This window comes from Aggregatibacter segnis (assembly GCF_003130075.1).
Lineage (GTDB): Bacteria > Pseudomonadota > Gammaproteobacteria > Enterobacterales > Pasteurellaceae > Aggregatibacter > Aggregatibacter segnis_A.
The window spans coordinates 93,073-105,825 of record NZ_NRCW01000001.1; the positions used below are offsets into that span (position 1 = coordinate 93,073).

Consider the following 12,753-nt stretch of genomic DNA (forward strand, 5'->3'; position numbering starts at 1 on the left):
CCGCACTTTATATTTAGAAATAAAGTGCGGCTCTTTTTTTGGTTGTTTTTAGATTAACTTGCACGGCGTAGCAAACGCGGATAAATGCTGGAAATTAGGGTAGTACTGACGACGGCTAAAATGCCTAACCAAGAAAGTGGGCTGATGTTTTCACCGAGTAATAACACCGCCAATATAATCGCAAATACCGGCTCTAAGGAAACTAAAATACCGGCGAGATTAGAGTCAACACTATTAATGCCTTTATTCCATAGATAATAAGCAAGCCAGCTACAACCGATTCCAATATACAGCAGACCTGCGAGCCCCAGCCAGTTCCAATGAATTTCCCAGCTTTGAGTGAGCCATAGGGTGAATGGGAGACAAGTAATGGTGCCGAGCACGATGCTGCTGGTGGTGTAAACTTGTGCGGTCAGTTGCACAATAATTCTTTGTGTCCAGCGCAGACAAGCTGCAAATACGATGCCGGCGAGTAACACTAAACTGCAACCGAAAAGGCTAATATTGCCGGTTTCTTCTCCCCCATAAATTAATAATACAACACCTAAAAATGCAACAAGTCCAAAGATCCAATGATGTGTTTTGGCTTTGTCGCCGAAGAAAAAGTGTCCGATAAGTACCACGAGGAAAGGTTCTAAACCGAGCATTGTAGAGGCGCTAGACGCCGATGTATGGCTTAATCCGATGAATTGTAAAAGGAAAATAGCCGGATAATTGAGAAACCCAAGCCACCACACTTGTGGGCGAACTGTTTTGGGAACGCGTTTCCAAACTCGTACAAACATAGGGAAAACAATAAAGCTAGCGATGATCAGACGCATTTGTACCATTAACACCGGATCTAGCATGGAATAGGCGTATTTTCCGGCAACAAAAGAGCTGCTCCATAAAAACAGCGCAATGAGAATGTAGCGCATAAGAAATCCTTGAGGAAATAGATTAGAGATTATTGTAGTGCGCTTTTAGCGTAGCGTAAATGTGAAAGGCATTTTATTTGTGGTTAAAAGTGCGGTCATAAAAAGGAATGTTTTTTGAAGATCGGGTTGCCCCGATCCAACTTAATATTTGACGATATGGCCGTAGCCTTCGAGGATGTTTTTGATATGTTCCAAGGATTCTTTCGTTGGCGGGTTTACTTCTTCCAATTCATATTTTTCCCCCATGGCCGCCCATTTATGTGCGCCAAGACGGTGATAAGGAAGAAGTTCTACTTTTTCAATATTCGTCATGCCTTCGATAAATTGACCGAGCTGATGTATGTCATGGTCAGAGTCCGTGTAACCCGGTACGACAACATAACGAATCCAAACCGGTTGGTTACGTTTTTGTAAATATTTGGCAAATTCGAGCGTACGCTTATTGGAAACGCCAATAAGGTTTTGATGTACTTGATCGTTGAGCTCTTTTAAATCAAGTAAAACGAGATCTGTTGCATCAATGAGTTCATCAATCACATGATCGTAATGACGCACAAAACCGTTAGTGTCTAAGCAGGTGCTGATGCCTTCTTTTTTACAGGCTTGGAACCAATCACGCACGAATTCCGCCTGTAAAATTGCTTCACCACCGGAAGCAGTCACCCCACCGCCTGACGCATTCATAAAATGACGATAACTGACCACTTCTTTCATCAGTTCTTCCACCGTAACTTCTTTGCCACCATGCAAATCCCAAGTATCGCGGTTATGGCAATACTTACAGCGCATTAAGCAGCCTTGCAAAAACAGAATAAAACGAATGCCCGGGCCGTCAACGGTGCCACAGGATTCATAAGAGTGGATTCTTCCTACAACTGACATGTATTCCTCAATAATTCGTCACGTTATTCGTTAAAAGTGCGGTCGTTTTTGTAAATGTTTTTAATGACCTAGCCATGCTTACAAAATTGGGATATCCCCAAAAAAAATCAGACCGCTTACCTTGCGGTAAGCGGCTGAAATATTAACACAGTTTTATCACCAAATTACATTGATTGTGTAAATGTACGGGTGATAACGTCTTGTTGTTGCTCTTTGGTTAACGAGTTGAAACGTACGGCATAACCGGAAACACGAATGGTTAATTGAGGATATTTCTCCGGATTTTCCATTGCGTCTAATAACATTTCACGGTTCATCACGTTAACGTTCAAGTGTTGACCACCTTCCACTTCTGCTTCGTGGTGGAAGTAACCGTCCATTAAGCCGGCAAGATTGCGTTTTTGTGCTTCGTATTCTTTACCTAACGCATTTGGGACGATAGAGAAGGTATAAGAAATACCATCTTTCGCGTAAGCAAATGGTAGTTTAGCTACGGAAGTTAAAGACGCAACCGCACCTTTTTGGTCACGACCGTGCATTGGGTTTGCACCTGGTCCAAATGGCGCTCCTGCACGACGACCGTCCGGTGTATTACCTGTTTTCTTACCATATACCACGTTAGAAGTAATAGTAAGCACAGATTGTGTCGGAGTCGCGTTGCGATATGTTTTGTGGGTTTGAATTTTCTTCATGAAACGTTCAACTAAGTCGCATGCGATATCATCTACACGGGAATCATTGTTACCGAATTGCGGATATTCGCCTTCGATTTCGAAGTCTGTTGCCACGTTAGAAGCCACAACATTGCCGTTTTTGTCTTTAATGTCACCACGAATTGGTTTTACTTTCGCATATTTAATTGCGGCTAAAGAGTCAGCAGCAACGGAAAGTCCAGCGATACCACAAGCCATAGTGCGGTAAACATCACGATCATGGAATGCCATTAATGCGGCTTCATAAGCATATTTGTCATGCATGAAGTGGATGATGTTTAATGCAGTCACATATTGTGTTGCCAACCAATCCATGAAGCTGTCCATGCGGGTCATTACGGTGTCGAAATCAAGCACTTCGTCTTTGATTGGGTCGGTTTTCGGACCGACTTGCATACCGTTTTTCTCATCGATACCACCGTTGATTGCGTATAACAAGGTTTTTGCTAAGTTCGCGCGGGCACCGAAGAATTGCATTTGTTTACCCACCACCATTGGGGATACACAGCAAGCAATTGCATAGTCATCGCTGTTGAAATCCGGACGCATTAAGTCATCGTTTTCGTATTGTACTGAAGAGGTATCAATAGACACTTTGGCACAGTAACGTTTAAATGCTTCAGGTAATTTTTCAGACCAAAGGATAGTTAAGTTTGGTTCCGGAGATGGGCCCATGGTGTAAAGGGTGTGTAAAATACGGAAGCTGTTTTTGGTCACTAATGTACGACCGTCTAAGCCCATACCACCAAGGGTTTCGGTTGCCCACATTGGGTCACCGGAGAACAATTGATCGTATTCAGGTGTACGTAAGAAACGCACCATACGAAGTTTCATGACTAAGTGGTCGATTAATTCTTGTGCTTCTTGTTCGGTGATTTTGCCGTTTTTCAAATCACGTTCGATATAAATATCTAAGAAGGAAGAAATACGACCGAAAGACATTGCCGCACCGTTTTGTGATTTCACCGCTGCTAAGTAAGCAAAGTAAGTCCATTGAACAGCTTCTTGTGCGTTAGTCGCCGGGTTAGAAATATCGAAACCATAAGAGGCGGCCATTTCTTTCATTTTGCCTAATGCACGATGTTGTTCAGCAATTTCTTCACGCAACTGAATAGTCGCTTGAATGTCTTCACCACGCTCTAGTCTTGCTTGGAGTGAATCGAATTGTTTTTTCTTATCGGCCATTAAATAGTCGATACCGTAAACGGCTAAACGACGATAGTCACCGATAATACGTCCACGACCGTAAGCATCCGGTAAACCGGTTAACACGCCTGATTTACGGCAACGAAGGATATCCGGTGTATAAACATCGAACACACCTTGGTTATGGGTTTTACGATATTCAGTGAAAATATGTTCTACTTCTGGATCTAATTGGCGGCCATAAACTTCACAAGAGCCTTTAACCATTTTGATACCACCGTATGGCATAATGGCACGTTTTAACGGGGCATCAGTTTGAAGACCAACGATTTTTTCTAATTCTTTGTTGATATAGCCAGGTTTGTGAGAAGTGATGGTTGATGGGTTGTCTGTGTCAAAATCTAACGGCTCGTGCGTTTTGTTTTCGATTTTGATGCCTTCCATGACTTTATCCCACAACGCAGTTGTTGCAGGGGTTGCATCAGCTAAGAAAGATTCGTCACCTTCATACGGTGTATAGTTTTTTTGGATAAAGTCACGCACGTTGACTTCATTTTGCCAATCACCACCGACAAAACCTTCCCAAGCCTTTTGTTGAGCTTCTGTTAATTGAGTCATAACATTCCTCTTTTAGATTATTGATAAAGATAAACCTGTTTAGGAAGGAAACAAACAACTTACGTTTCCTTCCTTTTTGTGAACCGATTAATGAGGTCGGTTAATTGACCACAGGGTCAATGCAATACAACAACCACCGCCAACAATATTCCCCAACGTCACCGGAATTAAATTCTTCACCAAAAAATGATAAAGATCTAAATCCGCGAACTGTTGAGGATCGATATTAATTGCTTGCCAAAATTCCGGACCGCTAAAGTGCGCGGCCATAATTCCCATTGGGATCATAAACATATTCGCCACACTGTGCTCGAATCCTGACGCAACAAACAAAGCAATAGGTAAAATCATAATGAATGCTTTATCTGTCAATGTTTTTCCTGCATAACTCATCCAAATGGCGATGCACACCATCACGTTACACAAAATTCCCAAACAAAAAGCTTCAAACCATGTATGGTGAATCTTATGTTGGGCGGTCGCTAAAATGGTGAGTCCCCACTGCCCATTGGCAGCCATTGTTTGACCTGCAAACCAAATAAGAAAAACAATAAAAAGTGCGCCAACGAAATTGCCGAAATAAACCACTATCCAATTTCGCAGCATTTGAAAAGTACTGATTCGTCCACTTGCACGGGCGACAGTTGTCATGGTTGATGAGGTGAATAATTCAGAGCCGCAAACCACGACCATAATCACGCCAAGAGAGAATACAATTCCGCCAACCAACTTGGTTAATCCCCACGAAGCACCCACATTTCCTATTTGTGTTGTGGTGTAGAAAACAAATGCTAAAGCGATAAATGCGCCTGCCGGAATAGCAGAGAAAAAGGATAAAATTTGTTTCTTAGTGGCCTTATAAACGCCGACATCTTCGCCAATTTGGCTCATTTCCGCCGGAGAGACCATACACGTTGTTTTGGACGTTTCGGTATTCATTTCAGAATTCCTTTTCATTATTTGACCCCTAAATACCGCCGTTCACAACGTTGCATTACAAGGAAAGACCTAAAAACTTAAAAAAATTTGAAAGTTTATAAATTTTGTTAATTATATTTTCTTTCCCCTGCAAAGTAAAAATATTTCTCCTTTTTAATGCGAGAATTTTGTTCTTTGTCAATAATTAGATCGGTGTAATAAACAGCCTTTCTCGACGACATCAAAGATAGCTTGATAAATTGCTATTTTAGTGGTTTTCTGTTAAAAAGTGCGGTCATAAAACGCAATATTTTTTAAGGAGAAAATCATGGCAGCAGAAACTATTTTCAGCAAAATTATCCGCAAAGAAATTCCTGCGAATATCGTTTATCAAGATGAACTTGTCACCGCATTTCGCGATATTGCACCGCAAGCCAAAACCCATATTTTGATCATCCCGAATAAGCTCATTCCTACCGTAAACGATGTGACCGAACAAGATGAAGTGACATTAGGTCGTTTGTTCACGGTTGCCGCCAAACTCGCCACACAAGAAGGCATTGCGCAAGACGGTTATCGTTTGATTGTCAACTGCAACAAACACGGCGGACAAGAAGTGTTCCATTTACATATGCATCTCGTTGGCGGTGAGCCTTTAGGTAAAATGTTGGATAAATAATGAAAAAGTCTATCTCCCTTTTTTTTGCGACCGCACTTTTAGCGGGATGTAGCGCAAAGGTGCCAACCTTATTAAATACGCAAAGCCCGATTTTAAATATTGAAGCTCCAGCAGCAGAAAGACTGGAAGCGAGTGTTGATCGTGACAGTGCTTGGGTCAAAAATAAAACCGAACAGCCGGTTAACCTGGCTTATCGCCTGTTTTGGTATGACAAACATGGCGTGACAGTGACGACTGAAGAGCCTGTTATTTGGCATAGGTTGGCGTTGCAACCACTGCAAAAACAACCGCTCACATTCGCTCGACCAACTGCTAATAGCGACAATTATCGCTTATATCTTCGCTTAAACTAAAATGTCTACACTACTCATTGACTTAGCCGGTTACGAGCTGGAACAAGAAGAAATTGAATTGTTGGAACATCCGCTCGTGGCGGGATTAATTCTCTTTACGCGTAATTTTCACGATCGTGCGCAATTACAAGCATTGATTCAATCTGTGCGACAAAAGGTGAAAAAGCCCTTGTTGATTACGGTGGATCAAGAAGGCGGTCGGGTACAGCGTTTCCGTGATGGTTTCACTCAACTTCCCGCAATGCAGGCGTTTTCGGCGTTGATTAATGATCCTATTGAACAACAAAAGATGGCGTTTGAAGCTGGTTGGCAAATGGCAGCAGAAATGACCGCACTTGATATCGATTTGAGCTTTGCACCGGTGTTGGATCTTGGACATCAATGTAAAGCCATCGGTGATCGCAGTTTTGGTTGCGAGATAAAAAGTGCGGTGGATTTGGCCAGCAATTTTATTCGCGGTATGCACCAAGCCGGCATGGCTGCAACGGGAAAACATTTTCCAGGGCATGGTCATGTGATTGCCGATTCTCATTTAGAAACGCCTTATGACGAACGGAGCCAAGAAGATATTTTCAATCAGGACATTCAGCCGTTCCAACAACTTATCGAACAAAATCTGCTGCAAGCCATTATGCCGGCACATGTAATTTATTCGCAATGTGACAACCAACCGGCGAGTGGCTCTAAATATTGGTTACAAGACATTTTGCGTTCCCAACTGAATTTTAATGGAGCTATTTTCTCTGATGATCTTGGCATGAAAGGTGCGGGATTCATGGGCGATTTTGTGGTGCGTAGCGAACAGGCGCTTAACGCAGGTTGCGATTTGTTGCTGCTTTGTAATGAGCGGGACGGTGTGATCCAAGTTTTAGACAATTTAAAACTCTCAGAAAAGCAATCGTGCTTCTTGTTGCGCCAACAGCGTCTGCAAAGCCTATTTAAATGCAAAAAACTGACTTGGTCGGAACTGGAACGTACGCCCCGTTGGTTGGAAAATCGTCAAAAACTGACCGCACTTCAACAGCAATGGCTGGCAACGAAAAACTAATATGATTCAGTGCGAACATTATCAACAAGGCGATTGTCGTTCTTGTCAATGGTTGAAACTGCCGTATGCTGTTCAACTGGAACAGAAAAACGCACATCTGCAACAGCAGCTGCACGGTTTAGATACATCTCATTTGAGTTGGGGTGCGCCTTTTCAATCTTCCCTTGATGGGTTTCGTAATAAAGCCAAAATGGTAGTGAGTGGTGCCGTCGAACGCCCTATTTTGGGGATTCTAGCGGATCCGCGAGATCCGCAAAGTGCGGTGGATTTATGCGATTGCCCACTTTACCCACAACGTTTTCAAGCTATCTTTCCTCTTCTTAAAGATTTCATCGCACGCGCAGGCCTTGTGCCGTATAACGTGGCAAAGCAAAAAGGCGAATTGAAACATCTTTTATTGACAGAAAGCCAACACAGCCACCAACTCATGTTGCGCTTTGTGTTACGTTCGGAAGCAAAATTGCCGTTGATTCAACGGGAATTGGCGGGATTACGTCAAAAATTGCCGCAACTTGCCGTCATTAGCGTGAATATTCAGCCACAAAATGCCGCGATTTTAGAAGGTGAAAAAGAGATTTTCCTGACGGAGCAACACACGTTGTCTGAGACCTTTAACGGCATTCCACTTTTTATTCGCCCGCAGGGATTTTTTCAAACCAACCCGCAGGTTGCTGAAGGATTATACGGTACGGCACAACAATGGGTAAAAGATCTGCCAGTTCGTCAACTTTGGGATTTGTTCTGTGGTGTGGGCGGTTTCGGGCTGCATTGCTTGAAAGCGTTGCAAATGCAGAACTCGGAACAACAAATTCACCTCACGGGCATTGAAATTTCCGCCTCAGCTATCGCTGCCGCGAAACTATCAGCACAACAACTCGGATTGGACAAACAAGTTCATTTTCAGTCGTTAGATGCGGCAAATTTTGCCTTGGCTCAAGCAGACAAACCTGATTTGGTTATCGTCAACCCACCTCGTCGAGGCATTGGTCAATCGCTTGCTGAATTTCTCAATAAAATGCAACCGCACTTTATTTTGTATTCCAGTTGCAACGCGGAAACTATGGGGAAAGACTTGCGCTCGCTCACCCATTATCAACTGGAAAAAATCCAACTGTTCGATATGTTCCCACATACCGCACATTATGAGGTGTTGGTGTTGTTGAGATTGACGTCTTAACGTAATGTTTTGTTGATTTGGCTATTAGTATTACTGAAAAAATAAACCGTTTTTAGGCTCACAAGTGAAGCTTACAGGTACTTTTAGCTATATTTTGGCTCTATAGGCCATACTGTCCTTTTGTATAAAAAAGATATTTTATAAATAGTCATTTGGTTATCTTTTTTCTTTCGCATAAGAATAATAATTGTTATCATTTAATAAAAATAATTCTTATTTAGGAGCCAAAAATGCATCAATCTCATCTTTCACTTCCATCTTATTTTCACCTTAGTCTACTTTCTATTTCTTTATTTTGTACTTGCCAAACCGCATATACGGAGGACAGTTTAGAGCAGATTAATGTTATTGAAGAAACTGATACTAATACCACTGAGGGTAGCCGTGGCTATACAATTAAGTCGATGAAAACAGCTACTGGACTAAAAGTTTCCGGTAAGGATACGCCACAATCTGTTAGTGTGATTACAAAAAAGCAATTAGATGACAAAGCTATTCATACTCTTGAAGAAGCAATGAAGAATACCACAGGTGTTAATGTTGTACGTGATTCAGGGTTACAAACTCGTTTTCTTTCCCGTGGTTTTTATGTAGATCAAATTGGTGAAGATGGTATTACGACTAATGTAGGTGGGCGTTCAGGTTATACCGCCAAAATAGACGTTTCTCCTAGCACTGATCTAGCTATTTATGATCATATTGAAGTTGTGCGTGGTGCGACAGGATTGACCCAGTCTAACTCTGAGCCAGGCGGCACAATTAATTTGATTCGAAAACGACCTACAGACAAATTCCAACACCTAGGAGAAATAACGGTCGATCACCGAGGTAGTACTCGTTCGGTACTAGACGTTTCCGGAGGCGTAAATCAAGATAATAGTATTCGTGCCCGTTTAGTTGGTGTAGGGGAAAAAGCAAAGTCTTTTAAAGATAATGTGCATGGTAAAAAAGGGCTAATTTATGGTGTCGCTGACGTGGATTTAGGAAATGTTGGCGTGTTAACTTTAGGCGGTATGTATCAGAAAATTAATGAAGTGCCGGATTTTTCAGGCGTGATATTACCTTGTGAAAATCCCCAAGTTGCTCCTTTTGCCTCCCGTCCGGCATGTAATAATCCAGTAAAACTACCTCGAAATACCTATTTAGGACAGAGTTGGTCTCGTTTGAAGGGAGATAAATATAACTTATTTGCTAATACCAAATTTGTTTTTGATAACGATTGGGAGTTTAGTATTGAAGCGTCCTATACAAAAAATAATTCAGATGCAAAAGTTGGGCAATTTTTTATCAAAGATGAACATGCTGCCGGTTTGTCCGGTTCTGACGCGCAAGGATTTCTAACCGAGAAAGGTGAAATTATTCCTTTTGAGCCAAAAGACCAAGCACTTAAAAAACTAAAAGAATATCGTGATCAAGCAACGAAAGAATACGAGCAACGTAAGGCAGATTATGCTCAAAATCAATTTAACCAAGGCGACTTTAATCAATATAGAAATGATCGGCTTGCTGCCCGTAAAAAAGGGTTTGATCAATGCATGAATGATATTGGTCTTGATTTTTTATGTAATGACTGGGCAGATCCTGGTGTTGATAAAGATAAACAAGAATATATTGACAAAAAACTACAAGAAGCAGGTATTGCTAACGACGCAGAAAACCGTTTTTCAAACTATCTCTATAATAGGGCTTATAACAATAAAGGTACAACTAATCGAAAATTTACATTCGCACCAATTCGACATATTAAAAAGGACGAACAATACGGGATTAAATTGAATTTAACTGGGCACTATAATCTTTTTGAACGAGACCATGATTTTTATGTAGGTTATGCTTATAACCATGAAAATATTCAATCAGATTTTGTTGAAATTTTTCAGAAACGTTATCGTATAAGTACTATTGATGAGGTTGGTCAAGTGCATCAGCATTTAGCCGGTCGTTGTGTTCCTAATGAGCAAGGAAATTATTATTCTCCAACTGATAAGAATCTTCCTGAACCGGATTGGGACAAGCATGATGAAAAAGGTGACCATATGCTTTATACACCAGATTGCCAACATGCTTATAAAATTAAAGTCGATAAAGACGGTAATATTTTGTATGAATTAGATAAAAATGGGCAAAAAATTCCGGAACGTGACAGCAACGGTGACATTAAGTATAAAAATGGTGCTTATGGAAATCCAAATGAAATTGTTTATAAGATGTTGAAGGAGCCGGATGACCATGTTTTAGCTCGTTATAACTATGCTAAATATTTCAATAAAAATGAAACGCACGCAGTTATTTTGAGCACTCGTTTTAATGCAACGGAACGCCTCCATTTATTAGGTGGTGCGCAGTTTACCCATTTTGAGACCTCACAACGCAAAGAAACGCCTGTTTATAATGGTGAGCCAGCGACGCGCTATCAATCGCAATCAAATATTGATAAGGATAATGAGCACTATACTGCCAAAATGAAGGGGCATCATTTTACACCGTATGTCGGTATTACTTATGATTTGACGAATGAGCAGAGCCTTTATGCAAGTTATACTAAGATTTTTAAACAGCAAGACAACGTAGATATTACCAGTAAAACGGTATTACCTCCGTTAATTGGTACAAACTATGAAATCGGTTGGAAAGGCTCTTTCTTTGATAATCAATTAAATAGCTCTTTGGCTTTATTTTCTGTTGAGCAAAAAAATCGTACTGTTGTCGATTTTGGATATATACCGGGCAAAAATGGTGCTGTTGGATCATTCCAGACCATCGCAAAACCAATCGGACGCGTTGTTAGCAAGGGGTTTGAATTGGAGTTGGCTGGAAATATAACAGAAAATTGGCAACTTTTTGCAGGCTATACTTACAATAAAAGTAAATATAAAAATGCAGAAGAAATTAATAATGAACGGGCAAAAGGCGCTAAAGATCCTTACAACTTTAGTAATTTTACACCTGTTCAGATGTTTCGACTTGCCACCAGTTACCGAATTCCAAGTAGCAAATGGACGATTGGTGCCGGTATTTCTGCACAGAGCCCGACAAGTAGCTTATATGGCATTAAACAAGCAGGCTATACTCTGTTTGATGCCAATATTCAGTACGAGTTTAATCGCCACGCCAAACTTAGTTTGATTGGAACGAATTTAGCGGATAAAACTTACTTTGAAAATAACTATAATCGTACTCGCGGGATGAATAATTTCTACGGACGTCCGCGTACTGTCATGATGAAATTTGATTGGCAGTTCTAACGAAATAAATAAAAAGTGCGGTCAAAAAACACAATGGATTTTGACCGCACTTTTGTTTTGAGTAAAACGACAGCGTTTAGTCTAAGCGTTTGAACATGGTTAACCAGTCCGCTTTAAATTCACGGCGCATGTTGTTGATGGCATCAATGATGTCGTGGTGAACCAAGTGTTCATTTTGGATACCCACACAGTAACCGCCTTTGCCTTGGAGCAATAAGTCGATAGCATAGACGCCCATGCGGGAACCGAGGATACGGTCAAATGCACATGGTGTACCGCCACGTTGGATGTGACCTAAAATAGTGGCGCGGGTTTCATGATGAACGCGATCTTCAATTTCTTTCGCTAATTCATTTACGTCGCAGATTAATTCAGTAATCGCAATAATCGCATGGCGTTTGCCTTTGATGATGCTGCGTTCAATTTGGCGAATCAGCTCTTCGCGGTTAAATTCTACCTCGGAGGCCACAATGTATTCACAGCCACCGGCAATCCCTGCAGAAATGGTGAGGTCACTACAGTGACGGCCCATGATTTCTACGATGGAAATACGTTGGTGGGAACTGGATGTGTCACGTAAACGGTCAATAGCTTCAACCGCGGTTTGTAATGCGGTTTGGTAGCCGATGGTATAGTCGGTCCCGGCAACGTCGTTATCGATTGTGCCCGGAATACCAACGCATGGGAAACCGTGTTCTTCGGTCAATAATTTCGCCCCCATGTAGGAACCGTCCCCACCGATAACAACGAGCGCATCAATGCCGTGAGAACGTAAGATATCGGCACATTTTGCACGCACTTCCGGATCTTTAAATTCCGGGAAACGTGCTGAGCCTAAACAGGTACCGCCACGGTTGATGATGTCGGATACACTATAACGGGTTAATTGCTTAATATTATTGTGGTATAAGCCATAATAGCCGTCATAGATACCATAAACTTCTAACCCTTCAGACAACCCTGCGCGAACCACTGCGCGAATTGCCGCGTTCATGCCCGGAGCATCGCCACCACTTGTTAATACTGCAATTTTTTTAATCATAAGTTATCCCTTACA

The 12,753-nt window shown here is 41.6% G+C and carries 10 protein-coding genes; 5 read left to right on the forward strand and 5 right to left on the reverse strand.

Features of this window, described 5'->3' with window-relative positions:
* Window positions 1-53 precede the first annotated feature (53 nt).
* The 4 genes from DK415_RS00505 to focA form a co-directional block, all read right to left on the reverse strand.
* Complete coding sequence (locus DK415_RS00505) at window positions 54-917, reverse strand: DMT family transporter (protein WP_109431977.1); 864 nt, start codon at window positions 915-917, stop codon at window positions 54-56.
* Window positions 918-1,058: 141 nt separating this feature from the next.
* Complete coding sequence (pflA, locus tag DK415_RS00510) at window positions 1,059-1,799, reverse strand: pyruvate formate lyase 1-activating protein (protein WP_048749345.1); 741 nt, start codon at window positions 1,797-1,799, stop codon at window positions 1,059-1,061.
* Between the two features lie 164 nt (window positions 1,800-1,963).
* Window positions 1,964-4,276 carry a formate C-acetyltransferase gene (pflB, locus tag DK415_RS00515; protein ID WP_109431978.1) on the reverse strand — a complete coding sequence of 771 codons (2,313 nt, stop codon included), beginning with the start codon at window positions 4,274-4,276 and terminating at the stop codon, window positions 1,964-1,966.
* Window positions 4,277-4,363: 87 nt separating this feature from the next.
* Window positions 4,364-5,215, reverse strand: coding sequence for a formate transporter FocA (gene focA / locus DK415_RS00520; protein WP_109431979.1), 852 nt, complete (start codon window positions 5,213-5,215; stop codon window positions 4,364-4,366).
* A 307-nt stretch (window positions 5,216-5,522) separates the two neighbouring features.
* Between focA and hinT the strand changes: the two genes are divergently transcribed.
* The 5 genes from hinT (at window position 5,523) to DK415_RS00545 (ending at window position 11,696) form a co-directional block, all read left to right on the forward strand.
* Window positions 5,523-5,873 carry a purine nucleoside phosphoramidase gene (hinT, locus tag DK415_RS00525; RefSeq protein WP_033002506.1) on the forward strand — a complete coding sequence of 117 codons (351 nt, stop codon included), beginning with the start codon at window positions 5,523-5,525 and terminating at the stop codon, window positions 5,871-5,873.
* Window positions 5,873-6,226, forward strand: a complete 354-nt coding sequence (locus tag DK415_RS00530) for a YcfL family putative periplasmic lipoprotein (protein WP_109431980.1) — start codon at window positions 5,873-5,875, stop codon at window positions 6,224-6,226. Before hinT ends, DK415_RS00530 begins: the two co-directional genes overlap by 1 nt.
* Before the next feature lies 1 nt (window position 6,227).
* On the forward strand, window positions 6,228-7,274 hold the full coding sequence (gene nagZ / locus DK415_RS00535) for a beta-N-acetylhexosaminidase (RefSeq protein ID WP_109431981.1): 1,047 nt from the start codon (window positions 6,228-6,230) through the stop codon (window positions 7,272-7,274).
* 1 nt (window position 7,275) lies between these two features.
* Window positions 7,276-8,451 carry a 23S rRNA (uracil(747)-C(5))-methyltransferase RlmC gene (gene rlmC, locus DK415_RS00540; protein ID WP_109431982.1) on the forward strand — a complete coding sequence of 392 codons (1,176 nt, stop codon included), beginning with the start codon at window positions 7,276-7,278 and terminating at the stop codon, window positions 8,449-8,451.
* 230 nt (window positions 8,452-8,681) lie between these two features.
* A complete protein-coding gene (locus DK415_RS00545) occupies window positions 8,682-11,696 on the forward strand; it encodes a TonB-dependent siderophore receptor (RefSeq protein WP_109431983.1) in 3,015 nt (1,004 codons plus the stop codon).
* 76 nt (window positions 11,697-11,772) lie between these two features.
* Here DK415_RS00545 and pfkA read toward each other — a convergent pair whose 3' ends face one another.
* A complete protein-coding gene (gene pfkA / locus DK415_RS00550) occupies window positions 11,773-12,738 on the reverse strand; it encodes a 6-phosphofructokinase (protein ID WP_048749355.1) in 966 nt (321 codons plus the stop codon).
* Between the last annotated feature and the right edge of the window lie 15 nt (window positions 12,739-12,753).